Source organism: Pseudomonas sp. CFBP13528 (assembly GCF_005233615.1).
Lineage (GTDB): Bacteria > Pseudomonadota > Gammaproteobacteria > Pseudomonadales > Pseudomonadaceae > Aquipseudomonas > Aquipseudomonas fluorescens_AM.
In genome coordinates this window covers 128,717-147,207 of the sequence record NZ_QGAJ01000007.1, presented here as the reverse complement: position 1 = coordinate 147,207, position 18,491 = coordinate 128,717, and the positions used below count along the sequence as shown (strand labels likewise).

Here is an 18,491-nt window from a genome sequence, read left to right as displayed (position 1 = left end):
CGATGGCGGTGGTTCAGACACAGCAACTGTGACTGTTGCACCGCTATCGGGGGCAAGCCCCCTCCCACAGGGATTACCGGTAACGTTGAGACCGGTTTACTTGGCGGTGAACGCCGAGTAGCTGTTCATCAGGTTGCGGTAGTTGGGGATGCGCGGCGACAGCAGGTTGGCCAGGCCTTCCATGTCGTTGCGCCAGTCAACCTGCAGCTCGCAGGCCACGGCGAACCAGTTCACCAGTTGCGCACCGGCGGCGGTCATACGCGCCCAGGCCGCTTGTTGCACGGTTTCGTTGAAGGTACCGGAGGCGTCGGTGACCACGAACACCTCGAAGCCTTCATCAAGGGCACACAGGGTCGGGAACGCGACGCACACATCGGTCACGACACCGGCAATGATGATCTGCTTGCGGCCGGTGGCCTTGACGGCCTTGACGAACTCTTCGTTGTCCCAGGCGTTGATCTGGCCAGGGCGAGCGATGTACGGCGCGTCCGGGAACAGCGCCTTGAGTTCCGGCACCAGTGGGCCGTTGGGGCCGCTTTCAAAGCTGGTGGTCAGGATGGTCGGCAGGTTGAAGAACTTCGCCACGTCGGCCAGGGCCAGCACGTTGTTCTTGAATTCGTTGGGGGAGAAATCCTGCACCAGCGAGATCAGGCCGGTCTGGTGATCGACGAGCAGGACAACCGCGTCATCTTTGTTCAAGCGCTTGTAAGTCATGGGTTAACTCCTTGGGTTTTGATTAGAAGGCAAAGCACGAGCAGCCGAACGCACCCCAGAAGCCCTGGAAGTCGCTGACCGGCACGCTGGAAAGACGGGCCTTTTCATGGCTGTGGGCATGCACGCCGCAGGGGCCGCTGCACTGGTGCACCTGGGCCTGCAGTGGCGAGCTTGGGCGCCAGTGCCCCGGCACCTTGACCACCGGCGACCAGTCCGGCAGTACCGGAACGCGCGGCGGTGCGTAATCGTCGAAGTCGCCGGCGCCATACACCACCTTGCCGCCGACCACGGTCAGTACCGACTCGATCCACTTGATGGCTTCTTCGTCAACGCTGAAGAAATCCGCCGACAACGCCGCAACGTCTGCCAGTTGGCCGACCTTGATCTGGCCTTTCTTGCCCTGCTCGGACGAGAACCAGGCGCTGCCGTGGGTGAACAGCTCCAGCGCGGTGAGGCGCGGCAGGCCCTCGGCGTGCAGTTCCAGGCCACCGACGGTGCGGCCGCTGACCATCCAGTACAGCGACGTCCACGGGTTGTAGCTCGACACCCGCGTGGCATCGGTGCCCGCGCCTACCGGTACGCCTTCGGCGAGCATGCGCTTGATCGGCGGCGTCGCTTCGGCGGCCTTGGCACCGTAGCGCTCAACGAAGTATTCGCCCTGGAACGCCATGCGGTCCTGGATCGCAATACCGCCGCCGAGGGCACGCACGCGCTCGATGTTTTTCGGGGTGATGGTTTCGGCGTGATCGAAAAACCACGGCAGGCCATTGAACGGAATGTCGCGGTTGACCTTCTCGAATACGTCGAGCATGCGCGAGATGGATTCGTCGTAAGTGGCATGCAGGCGGAACGGCCAGCGCTGTTCCACCAAGTGGCGCACCACCGGTTCCAGCTCCTGCTCCATGGTCAGCGGCAGGTCCGGACGCGGTTCGAGGAAGTCTTCGAAGTCGGCGGCGGAAAACACCAGCATCTCGCCGGCACCGTTGTGGCGCAGGTAGTCATCGCCCTGATGCAGGGTGACGCTGCCAGTCCAGTTCTTGAAGTCGCTGAGCTCTTCCTTGGGCTTCTGGGTGAACAGGTTGTAGGCGATGCGCACCGTCAGCTGCTGGTCCCTGGCCAGTTGCTCGATCACCGCATAGTCGTCGGGATAGTTCTGGAAACCGCCGCCGGCGTCGATGGCGCTGGTCAGGCCGAGGCGATTGAGTTCACGCATGAACTGGCGGGTGGAGTTGACCTGATACTCCAACGGCAGTTTCGGGCCTTTGGCCAGGGTCGAGTACAGAATCATCGCGTTGGGCCGCGCCACCAGCATGCCGGTGGGGTTACCGTTGCTGTCACGCACAATTTCGCCGCCCGGTGGGTTCGGCGTGTCCCTGGTGTAACCGGCCACGCGCAACGCCGCACGATTGAGCAAGGCGCGGTCGTACAGGTGCAGCACGAATACCGGGGTATCCGGCGCGGCCTGGTTGAGTTCTTCAAGCGTGGGCATGCGTTTTTCGGCGAACTGGAATTCGTTCCAGCCACCCACCACGCGTACCCATTGCGGCGTGGGGGTACGGTCGGCCTGGTCCTTGAGCATGCGCAGGGCATCGGCCAGGGACGGCACACCTTCCCAGCGCAACTCGAGGTTGTAGTTCAATCCGCCGCGGATCAGGTGCAGGTGCGAGTCGTTGAGGCCGGGAATCACGGTACGGCCCTTGAGATCGATGACCTGGGTGGCGCTGCCGCGCAGGGCCATGGCTTCACCGTCAGTGCCCACTGCGACGAAGCGCCCGTCACGAATGGCGACGGCGCTGGCGTGTGGGTTTTCCCGGTCCACGGTGTGGAACTGGCCATTGAACAGAATCAGATCGGCGTTCATAGGGTTTCCTTTACAGAGGCTTCGAGCCAGGGAGCGAACAGGCGGGTGGCCGCCGGCATCAGCAGGTAAACCACCAGCAGCACGATGGTCAGGGTGACCAGGAAGGTGGAGACCACGTAGTTGGACAGAAACGGATGCAACCGCAGGATCGGCCCCCAGATAAACGGCAGGAGCAGGGTTTGCGGCAGGATCACAAACAGGCTCACCACCGCCTGCTTCCAGCGCGGCGGCTTGGCGGCGCCGTCGGCCTGGGGGGCGAACCAGAATTCATTGGCACCGCCGATTTCAGTCTGGTCGCCGTCGGCCAGCATCGGCGCGGCTTCGTCGATCAGGGCCTGGCGTTGCGGGGACTCGAGCCACAACTCCAGAGCGGCGGTGGAGCGATAGCGCAGTACGCAGGTAAACAGGGCCATGCCGCTCTGCTGGCTGCGCACGACGTCGACGCCAAGGTGGCCGGGGCGTTCACCGGCGATGCGCACGATGCGGCGCAGCCAGGCTTCGTACTCGGTTTCACGGCCGGGCTTGACCCGGTGCTTGACGACCAGCGTGACGACTTCGTCGGGGCTGGTGTTAGGTGTTGGGTCCATGATGGGTGTTTCCCCCCGGTGCATTGAGCGATGGGGGGAGTTTGCTGGGCAATGGCAGTGGAGAATTGAATGTATGTGCTGTTTGACCCAGCCATTCGAGGCGCGAGAGGACACCGTGAGGCCCCCTCCCCTGCGACGCTCAGCTTGGCTTTTGGTAGCCGACACCCTGGAATGAGAACTTGAGCTCCTTACTCTCGCCGTTCACTCGAGTCACTTCCAGATCGCCTGTGATCGAATTGCGGAACCGACCATACAAGCCTTCGTTCGTGACGGAGCCCACCGTGATAGTGCCTTTGTCATCCGTCGTAAAGGGCGCGGAAAAACTGCCTGCGGTCGGCGCAATCTGCGAACTGCGATCGATGTCCTTACCGTAGTGTTCAACGAACCCGCTATGCCGTGTGGCCAAGCTGACCTTGCTATCGACGTAAAGGTCTTTGACATGCTGCTTGGGCCCGACTTTATCGGGGTCGGTGACGTCCTGGATATACCCGCTCAGCCGCTGCAGGTTCTTCGGGTCTTGCTCCACGGTGAGGTTGTATTTATGACCGAACTTGAAATCCACCGTTGTACTGTTGCTCGCCCCCGGGCCACCATCCGCGTCGGTACTGCCGTGTGGCGCAGTGAAGTGCGACCCGAACCCGGAAAACGGCACCTGCGCCTTGCCATCCGCCCCTGGTTGCAGCCCGATATACCCGTCGCCGAGGGACTTACCCTGTTCGTCATTGATGCCGAACTGCATCGCGTAATAAATCCCCGCGGACTCGCTACTGGTTCTTTGAGCGCCCGCGCCAATACTGATTGGAAAAGTAATGTTGCTCAGCCCCTGGCCTGATCCGGGAACCGAGTAATAAGCGAGGTACATTCCATCGGGCGCTGAAGCCTCCTTCTTAACCTCCAGGCGTGGATCGCTCACCCTGTCCAGCTTTGACGCCTCGACAGTCACCGGGATCGTTCCCTGCGTAGACACAACAGAGCGGGTTGAGCGCGCGAGGCTAGCGCCCGCGGCGGGATGATCATCGCTCGCGGGTAGTTGCACCGGCTGCCGCGCCGTCGATGCGGGCGCGTCATGACCCGGCGGCGGTGTAACCGGTGGAATAAACTGTGGCTTCTGAGAGATATACATAGTCGTGACCAGCCCCTGCTTGAAAGTTGACCCATGGTAGGCGGGCCAAACCCAGGCGGGCAGCCGGAAAAAGCGTGCGCACCGTTAGGACTTTGCTGTACATCAAGGCCGGCCAGGTCAAAACGCGTACGGCGCCAGGGCTGAACAGCTAGACCTCCCCGGCCATATGCTGCGCAATCTTTCCCCGCAACCAGCGCTCGGCCGGGTCATTGTCATGCACCCCGCTCCACACCATCGACAGCTCTGCCGCATCAATCGCGAACGGCGGGTCTTCGGCCCGCAGACGGGTGCCCTCGGTCAATGCGCACGCCGCGTAGTCGGGTACGGTCGCGATGATCTGCGAACCCGCCAGTAATGCGCGCAGCCCGCTGAACTGCGGCACCGCCAGCACCACCCGCCGCGACCGTCCGATGCGTGCCAGGTCCAGGTCGATATTGCCGCTCAGGTCGCCCGAGAACGAGACCATGGCATGGGGTCTGGCACAGTAATCGTCCAAGGTCAGTGGCGCCTCGCCATCATCCCCTCGCAGCACCTTGCAGGGAATATCGCGCAGCTTCTTGCGCTTGGCGTTGGCCGGCAGTTCGGTGGTGTAGCTCACGCCTACCGAGATTTCACCACTGGCCAGCAACGACGACATCAACAAGTAATTGGCCCGGCGCACCACCACGATGATGCCTGGCGCCTCTTCGCGCAGGCGACTGAGCAAGGGTGGAAACAGTCCGAACTCCGCGTCGTCGGACAGGCCGATGCGAAACACCGCGCAGCTGGTGGAGGGGTCGAAATCCTTGGCCCGGCTGACGGCGCCCGAAATGGTGTCCATGGCCGGTTGCAGTTCCTTGAGTATCGCCACCGCCCGTGGCGTGGGTTCCATGCCGCGACCGTTGCGCAGCAGCAACGGGTCATCGAACAAGTCGCGCAGGCGGCCCAGTGCGGCACTCACCGCCGGCTGGCCCATAAAGAGTTTCTCGGCGACCCGGGTCAGGTTCTTCTCGAACATCAGGGCTTCGAAAATCACCAGCAGGTTCATGTCGACGCGGCGCAGGTCGTTGCGGTTCATGGCGGTATCCAGACGGTTTGCAGGGGGTCAGGGAAGCATGCCCGCAACGCTCTGGATTGCATGCCTGTGCTGTCTTTTCCACGCCGGCACCTGGCGAAATTAACAACGATTAACTCGTCAGCCAGGCGGTCCGGCAACAAGATGAACGGCGTCTACACTGCATCCATTCAACGGGAACGCTCCCATCGACTGCGGATATTTGTCATGGCCCGACTCGAGCAATATGCCCCTCGTTTATCCGCCACCGGAGGCCTGTGCCCCCGGCGCGAGCGGATCGCCAAGCAACTGATCCTCGCCAACCTCGGCGAAAGCCTGAGCATCGCCGAGCTGGCCCAGGCTTGCGCGTTGTCGCGCAGCCACTTTTCCCGCGCCTTCAAGTGTTCCACCGGGGTATCGCCCCAGGAGTGGATTCGCCACCAGCGCATCCTGCGCGCCAAGGAACTGATCACCGGCTCTTCCCTGAGCCTCACGCAAATCAGCCTGGAATGCGGCTTTTGCGACCAGGCGCACTTCTGTCATATGTTCACTCGCAGCGAGGGCGTGAACCCGATGACCTGGCGAAACCACCACTCGCGCTCCAAGCCGCAAGTGATCGCGGCCTAGTGGTCTTCAAGCGCCTGGAATATGCTTGCCCATCCGTTACTCTTGAACCTGGGCAGCCATGAATGATTTGAGCGACCAGGCCGTGCACTTCGGCCCCTACCGCATCCATCCGCGCGAGCGCCTGGTGCTGGAGGCCGGTCGCCCGCTGCGCCTGGGACGGCGGGCGGTGGACATTCTGCTGATCCTGCTGGAGCACGCCGGCAATGTGGTGAGCAAGCAGGAACTGATCGCGCGGGTCTGGCCCAAAAGCGTGGTGGAAGACGGCAACCTGCGGGTGCACATGGCCGCGTTGCGCAAGGCCCTGGGCGATGGCCAGGCGGGGCAGCGCTATATCGTCACGGTCGCCCAGCGCGGCTACAGTTTTGTCGCGCCACTGAGCATCGAACCGATGACGCTACCCACCGACGGCGCGCCCCAACGCCCTGGCCACAACCTGCCGCTGCGGCGCACGCGAATGATCGGCCGCCAGGCCCTGATCGATGCGCTGGTGCAGCAACTGCCGCAGCAACGTTTCATCACCCTGACCGGAGCCGGTGGCATCGGCAAGACCACCGTTGCCCTGCGCGTCGCGGAATTGCTGATCGGGCATTACCGCGACGGTATTCACCTGCTCGACCTGGCACCGCTCAGCGACGCATCGATGATCCTGCCCAACCTCGCCGCCCTGCTGGGCGCCACACCTGGGGAGAATGCGCCGCTGGTCAGCTTCGCCCGCAGCCTGCAGGCACGCCAGCTGCTGCTGGTGATCGACAACTGCGAGCACCTGCTCGACGACATCGCCCTGATCAGCGAAACCCTGTTGCGCCATGCGCCGCACCTGCACATCCTCACCACCAGCCGCGAAGCCCTGCGCGCCGAAGGTGAGTCGGTGCAACGCCTGGAGCCGCTGAGCTGCCCGCCCGCCACCGGCAACCGCGCCCAGGCCCTGGGTTACCCGGCCATGCAATTGCTGATCGAGCGGGCCATGGCCCATCAGGACAGCTTTGCCCTGAGCGATGCTCAATTGCCGCTGTCCATCGATATCTGCCAGCGCCTGGACGGCATTCCCCTGGCGATCGAGCTGGTGGCCGCGCAGATCGAGCGTTTTGGCTTGCCGGGACTGCTGGTGCAGATGGAAGACAACTTCCGCCTGCTGACCCGCGGACGGCGCAACGCCCTGCCCCGCCAGCAAACCCTGCGGGCCACGCTTGACTGGAGCTTCGAGCTGCTCACCGAAGGCGAAAAAATCTGCCTGCGCAGGCTTGCGGTCTTTCGCCGGGGCTTCAGCCTGGTCAGTGCAGCGGCGGTGATCGCCGGGGAACACATCGCCCCGACCGAAGTGCTCGGTTCGATCACGCAACTGGTGGCCAAGTCGCTGCTGAACGTGGACGCCAGCGAGGATGAGATGGTCTATCGCCTGCTGGATATCACCCGCACTTACGCCCTGGAAAAGCTCAGCCTGGCGGGCGAGTTGCAGGCCACGCGCGAGCGCCACGCGGCACGCTGCCTGGCGTTGATGGAACAGGCCCGCGGCGAGTGGGAACTGATCGCCACCCAGCCCTGGATCGAGCGCTACGCACCGCTGCGCGAAGACGTGCGCGCCGCCCTCGACTGGGGGTTTACCGATGACGCGGGGCATTTGCTGGCGATCCGCCTGACGGTCAGTGCGATGCCGCTGTGGCAAGAACTGTCGTTGCTGCGCGAACATGCCGGTTATGTGGACAAGGCGCTGGCGTTGATCGATCAGGTCGAAGCGCCCTGCACGCAATTGACCCTGCAACTGCAATTGGCCCTGGGCAGCCTCTCCTACCACGCCCTGGGCGCCGCGCCGCAGACCATTGCGGCGTTTGTCGGTGCCGCGCGCCTGGCCGAAGAGCGCCAGGACCTGGCCGGCCAGTTGCGTGCGGTCTCCGGGCATATGGCGGTGAACCTGTGTGCCGGGCGCTATGGCCAGGCGCTGCAACAGAGCCTGCAATTCGATCGCCTCGACCCGCGCACCGAGCCACTGCTGGACCTGAGCACCCAGCGCCTGCGCGCCCTGGCCCAGCATTACACCGGCAATCAGGCACTGGCCCGGCACCATGCCGAGCAGGTGCTGCAGCGCATGAGCCACAGCAGCCACGTGAACCGCTTCGCCCAGGGCGTCGGCGTGCAGTACGACCAGAGCGTCGCGTCCCTGACCGTACTGGCGCGCATCCTGTGGCTACAGGGCTTCCCCGAGCGTGCCTGGCGCACCGCGAGCCAGGCATTGGACCTGGCGCTGCAGATCAACCACGGCACCTCGATCTGCTACACCCTGGCCCTGGCCGGTGTGGTGATCGCCCGCTACAACGGTGCCGACGACGAGGCACAGGCCATGCAACGCCTGCTGCTTGAGCAGTCGCACAAGCATTCGGTGCAACTGTTCCAGACTTGGGCCGGACACTACGCCGGTATCCTGGGCGACCAGGCTCTACAGGGCCTGGGACTGATCGAGGACACCCTGGTCACTTTCGGCATGAGTCAAGTCGATGAGCCGGGTATGCAACGCGCGCGCAGTGGCGCGGCGGGCTGGTGCGCCGCGGAAATCCTGCGGGTGTACGCCGGCCAGGCGGCGCTCCAGGGCGATACCCCCGGCGCTGAAACGCTGCTGCTCGAAGCCCTTGGCCTAGCACGCCAGCAAGGTGCCCTGGCCTGGGAGCTGCGGTGTGCGGGCTGCCTGGCGCAACGGTGGCAGCAACAAGGGCGCAGGCAGGCCGCCAGGGCGTTGCTGGAGCCCATCTACGCTCGATTTACCGAAGGCTTCGCCACCCGCGATCTACTGCGCGTGCGCCGCCTGCTCGACGAGTTGCAGGACAAACGGCCGGCCTGAAAAAGCCCCCAGACACTGCCCGTAGCCGTGCTGCAAACGCTCTACCTGACGCGGATCGCGCAGTTGCGCCAGGGCGTAGCTGCGCACGCAATTGAGCAGGCGATAGCGCGTCGGGCCCAGGCCAGGCTCGGCGGTCAGCATCGACAGATTGACCAGACGCGCCAGCAGGTAAGACAAATCGGCGTGTTCAAGCTCGGTTCCGGTGACCATTTCACTCAAGGTGGGCAGGGTTACCGCCATCTTGAACAGGCCCAACTGCAGGAACAGCCAGCACTCCGGCAGGCTCAGCCGCTGGTAGCTCCAGTCCAGCGCGGCAGTCAGTGAGTGATGGCGTTCCACCGCCGTGCGACGACCGCGGCTCAGCCCGTGCAGGCCGGTGCGCAATTGCCGCTGCACACCGCCGATACCCAGTGCGTCAACCTGGGCGGCCGCCAGTTCGAGGGCCAACGGGATACCGTCCAGGCGCCGACAAATATCGTGCAGCGGCATCAATTCCTGGGGCCGCAACATAAAACCCTGCTGACTGGCGCGTGCCCGTGTGACGAACAACTGCACCGCGGGACAGGCCATGGCCTGCTCGACACTGCCCAGCGCCGACGGTGACGGCACGCCCAACTGCGGTACGCGCACCAGCCATTCGTCCGGCGCCAGCAAGGCCTCGCGGCTGCTGACCAGCACGCTGACTTCGGGCGCCCTCTGCTGCAGCGCGCGCAGCAGCTTGCGACAGGCACCGAGCAGCAGGTCGGCCCCATCGAGTACCAGCAACAAGCGGCGCGCGGCCAAACGCCGGCACAGCTCATCGAGGCTGTCGCAGCGGTCCAACTGGAATAGCGTGGCCAGATGCCCGAGCAGTTCGCCCAACGTACGCAGATTGCCCAGGTCTACCCACCACACCCCGTCGCGATAGCGGGGCAACACACGCTCGGCCAGGGCCAGGGCCAGGGTACTTTTGCCGATACCGGCCACACCGGTCAGGGTCAACAGCCGTTGCCCGGCCATGCGCCGCACCAGCACGCCCACCAGCTCATCGCGACCGACCACCGGGCTGAGCCGCGCCGCCAGGTTGTGCGGTGCCGGCAACGTCGCCAGCGCGCCTTGTACCGGCGCAGCGAAGCAGTAGCCGCGCTGCGGGTGATTGAGGATCAAAGGCTGCACATCAAGGGCGCGACGCAACGCGGCAATGTGCACGCGCAGGTTATTGTCTTCAACGACGCTGTTGGGCCAGACCCGTTCGATCAAGGTCGCCTTGCTGATGAAGTGCCCCGGCGCTTCCAGCAGCACGGCGAGGATATCCAGGGCGCGCCCGCCCAGCGGCACCGGCCAGCCCGCCTTGCTGACCAGACGCTGGTGTCGATGAAATGTGTAGGGGCCGAAGCTCACCGCCGCAGAATGATTCATGTCCGTAACAGCGCTGAAACACCCGTGCTTGAGTGCCTGCGCATCCTTTTTCGTGGGCTCGTCGTTATCTTGCCAGCTAGCGGTGACAGGACAATGCTGGCACGGGGAGCGATACGGACAATCGGGTGCCTCAGACGGACATTGGGTCGTTAACTGAACTGTTGTCGGTATTGGGTAGGGTTCAAGCCGAGCTTTTCACTGAACAGAAAGCGCATATGCCGCACGCTGCCGAAGCCTGAGTGGAACGCCACGGTCTTGAGCGGCAGGTCGGTGGTTTCCAGCAACTGGCGGGCACGGTCGATGCGTGCGCCTTGCAGGAACGCCATGGGCGTCATCTGCACCTCCTTGGCGAACAGTCGCGCAAAGTGTCGCGCACTCATGCCGGCCAGTTCGGCCATCGACTCGATCGTAAAAGGTTGGTCGAGATGGGCCAGCACATGGTGCTGCACCCGAGTGACCGCGGTTTCCTGAGGCGCCACGGCGGCGGTCATCGGGCTGAACTGGGCCTGGCCACCCTGGCGTTTCATCACCACCAGCAACACCTTGGCCACGTCCACCGCCACCTGCTTGCCATGGTCCTGGGCGACAATCGAGAGGGCCAGGTCGATACCGGCCGTGACGCCACCCGAGGTGATCAACCGTCGGTCCTGCAGGTAGATGCGATCGGTCTCGACGATGGCGTTTGGGAATGCCTTGATCAAGCGTTCGGTGTAATGCCAGTGAGTAGTCACGCGGTGCCCGTCGAGCAAGCCGGCGTGCCCGAGCACAAAGGCGCCGGTGCAGATCGAACCGAAACGCCGCGCCCGTGGCGCCATCGCCTTCAACCAGGGCAGCAGCGCAGGATGACATTCGTTATAGGCACCCGGACCGCCAGGCACCAGCAGCACATCATAGGCCGCCTGGGCCTGCTCCAGCAGCAGGTCGGTCTGCACCGTGACGCCATTGGACGCGCGCAACGGCCCGGACTCGGTGCCGACAGTCAGGATCCGGTAGTGGTCGGCCACCGGCAGGTAGCGGTTGGCAATCGAAAACACTTCAAGCGGCCCGGCCATGTCGAGCAGCAGGAAGTCCGGGAACAGCGCCATGGCCACGGTTTTCATAAGCGGGAAACGTCCATCGAGAAGGAATGCGACGGGCATTATGGCATGCCTTTTACTGTCAACTCAGAAGAGACAGTTATTCAAATTTGATCTTCTTAATGAATTTACCGCTAACCATTAATCTTCTTCTCAACGCAAGCGCCCTGCATCTCGCAGCCCGCGCTCACTTGAGGACTGGACCATGCTGACCCTTCGCAAAGCTTCCGAACGCGGCGCCGCCAATCACGGTTGGTTGAAGTCGTTCCACACCTTCTCCTTCGCCAACTACTGGAACCCCAATGAACAGGGTTTTTCCGACCTGCTGGTGATCAACGATGATCGCGTCGCCGCCGGCAAAGGCTTCGGCCAGCACCCGCACCGCGACATGGAGATTTTCTCCTATGTGCTCGAAGGCGCCCTGGAACACAAGGACACCCTGGGCACCGGCTCGGTGATCCGCCCTGGCGATGTGCAATTGATGAGCGCCGGCAGCGGCGTGGCCCACAGCGAGTTCAACCACAGTCAAAGCCGTGGCGTGCACTTCCTGCAAATCTGGATAGTGCCCAACGAGGCCGGGGCCAAGCCGCGCTATCAGCAAGAGCACTTCAGCGCAGCGCAAAAACGTGGGCGCCTGCAGTTGATCATCTCGCCGGACGGCGCCGACGGTTCGTTGAATGTTCGCCAGGATGCGCGGGTGTATGCCGGGCTGTTCGATGGCGATGAAAGCGCGCAACTGGACTTGCCGCCGGATCGCTACGCCTACATCCATGTGGCGCGCGGCAGCGTCGAGCTCAATGGCCAACGCTTGCAGGAAGGCGACGGCGTGCGCGTACGGGACGAGCGCCAGATTCGCTTGAGCCAGGGCACTGACGCCGAGGTGCTGGTGTTTGACCTGCGCCCCAATGAAGTGCCGCAGATGCCATGACGGTCGCAGTGATGGCCCGTGAGCGGGTCCATCGCTGGCGTCGATAGTCACCATCAGCGCAATGAAGTTCTCTTAAAAACTGCGACGCGTAACATCAAACCCATGCCAAACGGCACCCCACTAAAACACTTGGAGCACACCACCATGAAACGCCAACTCTTGCTTAGCCTCGCTTTTTCGGTACTGGCTGCAAACGCTTTCGCCCACCCGGTAGTCGCTGAAGGCGGCGCCGATCGCATGATTGAAACACGCGTTGCCGAAGGCGGTGCGGATCGCTTGCAGGAACGTGGCCTGGCTGAAGGCGGTGCAGATCGCCTGCAGGAACGTGGCCTGGCTGAAGGCGGTGCAGATCGCCTGCAGGAACGTGGCCTGGCTGAAGGCGGCGCGGATCGCCTGCAGGAACGTGGCCTGGCTGAAGGCGGTGCGGATCGCCTGCAGGAACGTGGCTTGGCTGAAGGCGGTGCGGATCGCCTGCAGGAACGTGGCCTGGCCGAAGGCGGTGCTGAACGCCTGCTGAGCAACCACGTATAACCCCTGCTGTTGAAGGGAACCCCAAACCGGCCTGATCAGCCGGTTTTTTTTCGTCTTCGATTCAGGCTCTTCAAGCAGGTTTGAAAGGCTGAACGTGCGGGTGTCAGGCACCTCCCTCGCCACAGGCATTCGGGTTGCCCTTACCCTTCGCGCTTGACCTTCAAGTGCCGCGCATACCAGGGTCGTTGCGGCACGCGCTTGAACAGGCCCTTGAGCAGTTCCTCATCGGCGCCAAAGGTGATGCGCAGGGCGAGTTTCATTATTTCCGGGTCCATTTCCATCGAGCGCCCCTGCTGCAACCCCGGCGTGGTGCTGCACCCGTGGGTGTCCGGGCCGAGCCAGGGGTCGCCGACTTCAACCCAGCGTCCCGCTGCAAACCAGGCTACGCCGTTGACCTCAAGCCGGGTGACCTCGCCCGGATGGAACCGCTCGTGGGCGCGAAACCAGTCCTCGATGCGATCGTCGATCCAGCCGTGGAAGTGCCAGAACACCGGGTTCACGTGGGATGAAAACGGATCGCCGAGGAAGTCGTTCTCCGGGGCGTACCAGCGCGGCGCAAAATCCGCCGGGTCGCGGGCAAACGGCACCGGGGCGCCATTGGACGGGTCGCGCGGCACCGAGGCCCAACGCATGTGCAGCCAGTCGTGCAGGCCCAGCTCCATCTCCGAACCCAATTGGCCCAGGGTCAGCCTGGCCAGGTAGCGTGGGTCGCGGTATTGGGATTCCCACACCTGGAAATTACTGTGGTAGGTCTCGGCCGCCTTGATGTCGCTGACCCACTGGGTGTAATCGGCGTCATCCGGCGCCGACCAGCAGGGCGGCAGCGCAAAGCCGTCGTGGTTATCGAAGTAACGCACGAAGCCCTGGCGATCGCGCTCCAGCGCCGGCTGGGGCTCGGGGAAATGCGGCCATGACGGCAGGTCCTGCATGGCGCGGGCAGTGCCGAGCATATGCCGGTGCATGAAGAAAAAGTCGATGCCCGAGCCGTTACGGTCCTTGAGCTTGCCCCGCGCATCGCGCTCCCGACCACGCGGCCCGGGTTGCCAGCCGAGGCCGCGCAGGGCCTCGCGTTTTTCTTCGGACAGCTTGTGCCATTGGTCACGGGTGGCGTGCCAGAGCTGATGAAACAGGCGATGTTCGGGGGCAATCAGCCAGGCCAGCAGGGTCGGGTTGAGGCCGATACGCTGGCGGGCTTCGGGGAACAGCTGTTTGTGGGCGATAAATCGATTGTCGCGCTCGGTCAATGCCAAGGGCCGCTCGAGGTCGAGGACCTGCCCACTGAGGGTGCCGCTGCCGGCATTGCCGAAGTCGGCCCAGACTTCATCGAGGGTCATCTTGAATTCGTAGGCCGGAATGCCCGCCGCCGAATCGCGGTCGATCAGCCGCCAATAGAGCACGGCGCCCTCGCCCGTCACCAGATCGCCCAATACGCGGTAGCGCGGCTCGCCGTCGGCCCGCAGGTTCTCGGCGGTGTCCAGGTAACCGCGCAAGCCGCGGCCACGGGGAGCGATATCCAGCAGCAGCGCCAGGCTCTGCGTCGGCAAGCCCCTGAGGCCGGCATCGCGGCCTTCCAGGCGCAGGCTCCAGACGCCGCGCAAGGTGTTCGCCAGGTGCTGGCCCTGGGTGTCGGCCAGGTCGACCGTGGCTTCGCCGGGGGTGACCGGGAATTCTTCTTCCCGCGTCAACTCGCGATGGGCATAAAAGGCCGCGGGCACCGCCGCGCCGGTCAGCGCCAGGCCTGCGATGAACCCACGTCGAGAGATCGTCATTGTCTACCTTAGGAAACGGCTTAATCAGAGCTAGAACGTTTGCAGCCTGGGGAAATTTACCGCCAGGGCAGCGCCCGCTAAATTTCCCCCGTCATCGCTCGTTCTTCCCTGATAGCAAAGGCCTCAACTGACTGAGATGGCAATGACAAAACCACGTTCGAAAAAGGCGCTGTATATCGGCCTGCCGCTGGCACTGGCGGTCGCTGCCGGGGCTGGCTTTCTGGTCTGGGATCATTGGTTCAAGGGCAACGCCGGCTACCCGCTGGAGGTGATCAAGCAAGCCAATGAAATGCAGGATCGCCTGTTGTCGTTCGACAGCCATATCACCGTGCCCATGGATTTCGGCACCGCCGGCAATGAAGCCGACAAGGATGGCAGCGGCCAGTTCGACCTGGCCAAAGCGGCGCGCGGACGATTATCCGGCGCGGCCCTGACCATTTTCGGCTGGCCGGAAATCTGGAACGGCCCCAACGCCCCGCACAAACCCACCGACGGCTTTGTCGAGGAAGCCCGCCATGAGCAGGAGGTACGCTACAAAATCATCTCCGGCATGGTCCGCGACTTCCCCAACCAGGTGGGCATCGCCTACACCCCGGACGACATGCGCCGTCTGCACGGCGAAGGCAAGTTCGCGATCTTTATCAGCATGCTCAACGCCTACCCGCTGGGTAACGACCTGAACCAGCTGGACCTGTGGGCGGCGCGCGGCATGCGCATGTTCGGCTTCAGCTACATCGGCAATAACGCGTGGTCGGACTCGTCGCGCCCGTTGCCGTTTTTCAATGACACCACCGACGCCCTCGAGGGCCTGTCGCCCATCGGCCAGCAAGCGGTGCAGCGCCTCAATGACCTGGGCGTGATCATCGACGTGTCGCAGATGTCGACCAAGGCCCTGGAACAGGTTGCGCAGTTGAGCCGTACGCCGATGGTAGCGTCCCACTCGGCGCCCCGGGCGTCGGTGGACATCCCGCGCAACCTCAGCGACAAGGAACTGCAACTGATCAAGCACAGCGGCGGCGTGGTGCAGGTGGTGGGCTTTGCTGCCTACCTGCGACCCCTGAGCCAGCCGACCCAGGACAAGCTCAACGCGCTGCGCGCCCGCTTCGATCTGCCGCCGCTGCCTAACCTGGCGATGGCCTTGATGCCGGGCGACGCGATCATCGCCGCGTGGTCCGAACAACGCTTCGGCCAGTACGCCAGCGAGCTGTACGCGATTCTCGAGGAAGAACCCAAGGCGACCCTCAAGGACTGGGGCGATGCCATCGACTACACCGTGCGCAAGATCGGCATCGATCACGTCGGCATCGCTTCGGACTTCAACGACGGCGGCGGCCTGCAGGGCTGGGAGAACGTTGGTGACGCGCGCAACGTCACCGCCGAACTGATCCAGCGCGGTTACTCCGAAGCCGATATCGCCAAGCTGTGGGGAGGCAACTTCCTGCGGGTGTGGGAGCAGGTACAGAAAGCCGCCAAACCCTCGGCGCATCAAGAAGTCAGTCCATGACCGACCGTCGTACATTCCTCAAGCAGGCCGGCGTATTGGCCGCCAGCCTGCCGCTGGGCAACACGCTGATTCCCCAGGCGCTGGCCGCCGCCACGAACGATCCATGGGCGGGATTGAAACAGCTGTTCAACCAGGACCCGGATTACCTGCACTTTTCCAACTTCCTGGTGACGTCGCACCCCAGGCCGGTGCGCGAGGCCATCGAACGCTACCGCGCGCAGATCGACCGCAACCCCGGCCTGGCGATGGACTGGGACCTGCAGGAAACCTGGAAGCGCGAAGGCCAGGTGCGTGAGTGGGCGGGCCGCTACCTGAACGCCACACCGGCGCAGATCGCCCTGACCGGCAGCACCTCCGAAGGGCTGGCGATGATTTATGGCGGGATCAAGGTGCGCGCCGACCAGGAAATCCTCACCACCGAGCATGAGCATTACGCGACGCAGAACGTCCTGGATTTTCGCGTGCGCAGGGAAGGCACCCAGGTACGCCGCATCCGGCTGTTCGACAGTGCCAGCCGCGTGTCCGCCGATGAAGTGCTGGGCAATATCCAGCGCAATATCCGCCCCAACACCCGCGTGCTGGGCATGACCTGGGTACAGTCGGGCAGCGGTGTCAAATTGCCCATTGGCGAAATCGGCCAACTGGTCGATGAATACAACCGCAACCGTGACGACAACGACCGTCTCCTCTACGTGGTCGACGGCGTGCACGGCTTCGGTGTGGAAAATCTCGACTTCCCCGCCATGCACTGCGACTTCTTCATCGCCGGCACCCACAAGTGGATGTTCGGCCCGCGCGGCACCGGCCTGGTATGCGCTCGCAGCCCCGAAAACACCTACGTCACGCCGATGGTGCCGACATTCTCCGAAGATACGGATTTCGCCACCACCATGACGCCCGGCGGCTACCACGCGTTCGAGCATCGCTGGGCCGCCGACGAAGCCTTCAAGCTGCACCTGCAGCTGGGCAAGGCGCCAGTGCAAGCGCGTATCCACGCCCTCAACACCGAGCTTAAAGAGCAACTGCTGGCGAATCCGCGGATAGAACTGGTCACGCCGCGCAGTCCAGCACTATCGGCAGGTTTTACCTTCTTTCGGGTCAACGGCCAGAACAGCGATGCCATAGCTGCCTACATGCAGCAAAACCGCGTAGTGATCGACGCGGTGGACCGCGACGTAGGCCCCGTGATCCGCACCTCCCCCGGCCTGCTCAACAGCTCGGATGACATCCAGCGCTTCATGGCGTTGCTGAGCCAGCGGTCGTGACCTTTTTTTCTTTGAACGAGACGCTCACATGACGCCATTTCGACTCAAACCCCTGACAGCCCTGGCGCTGACCGCACTGTGTGGCGCCCTGCTCCCGGGCCTGGCCCAGGCGGCGGCACCACAACCGGGCAAAGTCTTCAAGGACTGCAAGGACTGCCCGGAAATGGTGGTATTGCCTGCCGGCACCTTCACCATGGGCACCCCGGAAGACGAAGTCGGCCGCGAGCCGGACGAAGGCCCGCTGCATGAAGTGACCTTCGCCAAACCCTTCGCCATGAGCCGCTTCCACATTACCGCCGGTGAATGGGACAGCTACGTACGCCAGACCGGGGTGAAGATCGCCAATGGCGATGATCGTCCCGGCCGCGAATGCATCGCCAGCAAGCCGCGCTACCCTCAGGGGCCACGCCAGCCAGCGGTGTGCATGGACATGGACGACATCAAAAATTACGTGGCCTGGCTGTCGAAAAAGACCGGCCAGCAGTACCACATGGTCAGTGAAGCCCAACGCGAATACGCGGCCCGCGCCGGCACCCGCGGGCCGTTCCCCTTCCCGTTCGACGACGGCAAGGGCTACAGCATTGCCAAACACGCCAACACCTACGGCCCGGCGGACGGCTACAGCTATTCGTCACCGGTGGGCAGCTACCCGCCGAACGCGTTTGGCATGTACGACATGCATGGCAATGTGTATGAACGGGTTGCCGATTGTGAACACCCGAACTACATCGGTGCACCTACCGACGGCAGTGCCTGGATGGAACCGAACTGCGAGTCGTACCAGATTCGCGGCAATGACTGGGGCGAGGCGCCAGTGTTTTCCCGTTCCGGCAACCGCAACAACATCTACCCGCAGACCCGCGGTGACTGGATTGGCTTGCGTGTAGTGCGCGACCTCTAAGCCCTACACCAACCCAAAGTGGGAGGGGGCTTGCCCCCGATGCGGCACTGTCAGTGCATGCATCTGCGCCTGACACACCGCCATCGGGAGCAAGCCCCCTCCCACATTTGAACGCCATGCATCAGGAGGAATGTATTTACCCGCAGACGCGGCGTGACTGGATTGGTTTTCGGGCAGTGCGCGAGCTCCAAGCCCTACACCAACCCAATGTGGGAGGGGGCTTGCCCCCGATGAGGCACTGTCAGTGCATGCATCTGCGCCTGACACACCGCCATCGGGGGCAAGCCCCCTCCCACATTTGAACGCCATGCATCAGGAGGAATGCATTTACCCGCAGACGCGGC

At 63.6% G+C, this 18,491-nt stretch carries 15 protein-coding genes; 7 read left to right on the top strand and 8 right to left on the bottom strand.

What is annotated here, in order from left to right; genetic code table 11:
* Nucleotides 1-96: 96 nt before the first annotated feature.
* The 5 genes from ycaC to PspCFBP13528_RS15720 form a co-directional block, all read right to left on the bottom strand.
* A complete protein-coding gene (gene ycaC, locus PspCFBP13528_RS15740; protein WP_065952819.1) occupies nucleotides 97-714 on the bottom strand; it encodes an isochorismate family cysteine hydrolase YcaC in 618 nt (205 codons plus the stop codon).
* A gap of 22 nt (nucleotides 715-736) precedes the next feature.
* Nucleotides 737-2,575: an amidohydrolase gene (locus PspCFBP13528_RS15735; RefSeq protein ID WP_137200584.1), complete on the bottom strand. Its 1,839-nt coding sequence runs from the start codon at nucleotides 2,573-2,575 to the stop codon at nucleotides 737-739.
* A complete protein-coding gene (locus PspCFBP13528_RS15730) occupies nucleotides 2,572-3,162 on the bottom strand; it encodes an antibiotic biosynthesis monooxygenase (protein WP_065952821.1) in 591 nt (196 codons plus the stop codon). Before PspCFBP13528_RS15730 ends, PspCFBP13528_RS15735 begins: the two co-directional genes overlap by 4 nt.
* A 139-nt stretch (nucleotides 3,163-3,301) precedes the next feature.
* Entirely contained in the window at nucleotides 3,302-4,105 is an 804-nt protein-coding gene (locus PspCFBP13528_RS15725; RefSeq protein ID WP_241669097.1) for a hypothetical protein, read from the bottom strand.
* Between the two features lie 328 nt (nucleotides 4,106-4,433).
* Nucleotides 4,434-5,342 carry a LysR family transcriptional regulator gene (locus tag PspCFBP13528_RS15720; protein WP_101221308.1) on the bottom strand — a complete coding sequence of 303 codons (909 nt, stop codon included), beginning with the start codon at nucleotides 5,340-5,342 and terminating at the stop codon, nucleotides 4,434-4,436.
* 204 nt (nucleotides 5,343-5,546) lie between these two features.
* Here PspCFBP13528_RS15720 and PspCFBP13528_RS15715 point away from each other — a divergent pair, with 204 nt between their 5' ends.
* Nucleotides 5,547-5,945, top strand: coding sequence for an AraC family transcriptional regulator (locus PspCFBP13528_RS15715; protein WP_065952823.1), 399 nt, complete (start codon nucleotides 5,547-5,549; stop codon nucleotides 5,943-5,945).
* 58 nt (nucleotides 5,946-6,003) lie between these two features.
* Complete coding sequence (locus tag PspCFBP13528_RS15710; protein ID WP_137200582.1) at nucleotides 6,004-8,775, top strand: winged helix-turn-helix domain-containing protein; 2,772 nt, start codon at nucleotides 6,004-6,006, stop codon at nucleotides 8,773-8,775.
* Here the strand turns inward: PspCFBP13528_RS15710 and PspCFBP13528_RS15705 are convergent.
* Nucleotides 8,722-10,173 carry a winged helix-turn-helix domain-containing protein gene (locus PspCFBP13528_RS15705; protein ID WP_137200580.1) on the bottom strand — a complete coding sequence of 484 codons (1,452 nt, stop codon included), beginning with the start codon at nucleotides 10,171-10,173 and terminating at the stop codon, nucleotides 8,722-8,724. The two genes, PspCFBP13528_RS15710 and PspCFBP13528_RS15705, sit on opposite strands and share 54 nt — an antisense overlap.
* A gap of 149 nt (nucleotides 10,174-10,322) precedes the next feature.
* Nucleotides 10,323-11,273: a GlxA family transcriptional regulator gene (locus PspCFBP13528_RS15700; RefSeq protein ID WP_101221311.1), complete on the bottom strand. Its 951-nt coding sequence runs from the start codon at nucleotides 11,271-11,273 to the stop codon at nucleotides 10,323-10,325.
* Nucleotides 11,274-11,454: 181 nt separating this feature from the next.
* On the opposite strand from PspCFBP13528_RS15700, the gene PspCFBP13528_RS15695 reads away from it, so the two are divergent.
* Both PspCFBP13528_RS15695 and PspCFBP13528_RS28095 read left to right on the top strand, forming a co-directional pair.
* Nucleotides 11,455-12,177, top strand: coding sequence for a pirin family protein (locus PspCFBP13528_RS15695; protein WP_137200577.1), 723 nt, complete (start codon nucleotides 11,455-11,457; stop codon nucleotides 12,175-12,177).
* Nucleotides 12,178-12,321: 144 nt separating this feature from the next.
* A complete protein-coding gene (locus PspCFBP13528_RS28095; RefSeq protein WP_124432425.1) occupies nucleotides 12,322-12,708 on the top strand; it encodes a hypothetical protein in 387 nt (128 codons plus the stop codon).
* Nucleotides 12,709-12,848: 140 nt separating this feature from the next.
* Here the strand turns inward: PspCFBP13528_RS28095 and PspCFBP13528_RS15685 are convergent, their stop codons facing one another.
* Complete coding sequence (locus PspCFBP13528_RS15685) at nucleotides 12,849-14,477, bottom strand: PvdJ/PvdD/PvdP-like protein (protein WP_137200575.1); 1,629 nt, start codon at nucleotides 14,475-14,477, stop codon at nucleotides 12,849-12,851.
* Between the two features lie 142 nt (nucleotides 14,478-14,619).
* On the opposite strand from PspCFBP13528_RS15685, the gene pvdM reads away from it, so the two are divergent.
* Genes pvdM through PspCFBP13528_RS15670 form a run of 3 tightly spaced genes read left to right on the top strand, consistent with a single transcriptional unit; the run spans nucleotide 14,620 to nucleotide 18,147 of the window.
* Entirely contained in the window at nucleotides 14,620-15,981 is a 1,362-nt protein-coding gene (gene pvdM, locus PspCFBP13528_RS15680; protein WP_065952829.1) for a pyoverdine-tailoring dipeptidase-like protein PvdM, read from the top strand.
* Nucleotides 15,978-17,246: an aminotransferase class V-fold PLP-dependent enzyme gene (locus tag PspCFBP13528_RS15675; protein WP_065952830.1), complete on the top strand. Its 1,269-nt coding sequence runs from the start codon at nucleotides 15,978-15,980 to the stop codon at nucleotides 17,244-17,246. Before pvdM ends, PspCFBP13528_RS15675 begins: the two co-directional genes overlap by 4 nt.
* A 28-nt stretch (nucleotides 17,247-17,274) precedes the next feature.
* Nucleotides 17,275-18,147 (top strand): formylglycine-generating enzyme family protein, encoded by an 873-nt coding sequence (locus tag PspCFBP13528_RS15670; protein ID WP_137200573.1) that lies wholly within the window; start codon nucleotides 17,275-17,277, stop codon nucleotides 18,145-18,147.
* Nucleotides 18,148-18,491 lie beyond the last annotated feature (344 nt).

Excerpts from the sequence above, each read along its gene's own strand:
- ycaC (WP_065952819.1), bottom strand. The coding sequence starts at position 714 with ATGACTTACAAGCGCTTGAACAAAGATGACGCGGTTGTCCTGCTCGTC.
- PspCFBP13528_RS15735 (WP_137200584.1), bottom strand. The coding sequence starts at position 2,575 with ATGAACGCCGATCTGATTCTGTTCAATGGCCAGTTCCACACCGTGGAC.
- PspCFBP13528_RS15730 (WP_065952821.1), bottom strand. The coding sequence starts at position 3,162 with ATGGACCCAACACCTAACACCAGCCCCGACGAAGTCGTCACGCTGGTC.
- PspCFBP13528_RS15720 (WP_101221308.1), bottom strand. The coding sequence starts at position 5,342 with ATGAACCGCAACGACCTGCGCCGCGTCGACATGAACCTGCTGGTGATT.
- PspCFBP13528_RS15715 (WP_065952823.1), top strand. The coding sequence starts at position 5,547 with ATGGCCCGACTCGAGCAATATGCCCCTCGTTTATCCGCCACCGGAGGC.
- PspCFBP13528_RS15710 (WP_137200582.1), top strand. The coding sequence starts at position 6,004 with ATGAATGATTTGAGCGACCAGGCCGTGCACTTCGGCCCCTACCGCATC.
- PspCFBP13528_RS15705 (WP_137200580.1), bottom strand. The coding sequence starts at position 10,173 with ATGAATCATTCTGCGGCGGTGAGCTTCGGCCCCTACACATTTCATCGA.
- PspCFBP13528_RS15700 (WP_101221311.1), bottom strand. The coding sequence starts at position 11,273 with ATGAAAACCGTGGCCATGGCGCTGTTCCCGGACTTCCTGCTGCTCGAC.
- PspCFBP13528_RS15695 (WP_137200577.1), top strand. The coding sequence starts at position 11,455 with ATGCTGACCCTTCGCAAAGCTTCCGAACGCGGCGCCGCCAATCACGGT.
- PspCFBP13528_RS28095 (WP_124432425.1), top strand. The coding sequence starts at position 12,322 with ATGAAACGCCAACTCTTGCTTAGCCTCGCTTTTTCGGTACTGGCTGCA.
- PspCFBP13528_RS15685 (WP_137200575.1), bottom strand. The coding sequence starts at position 14,477 with ATGACGATCTCTCGACGTGGGTTCATCGCAGGCCTGGCGCTGACCGGC.
- pvdM (WP_065952829.1), top strand. The coding sequence starts at position 14,620 with ATGACAAAACCACGTTCGAAAAAGGCGCTGTATATCGGCCTGCCGCTG.
- PspCFBP13528_RS15675 (WP_065952830.1), top strand. The coding sequence starts at position 15,978 with ATGACCGACCGTCGTACATTCCTCAAGCAGGCCGGCGTATTGGCCGCC.
- PspCFBP13528_RS15670 (WP_137200573.1), top strand. The coding sequence starts at position 17,275 with ATGACGCCATTTCGACTCAAACCCCTGACAGCCCTGGCGCTGACCGCA.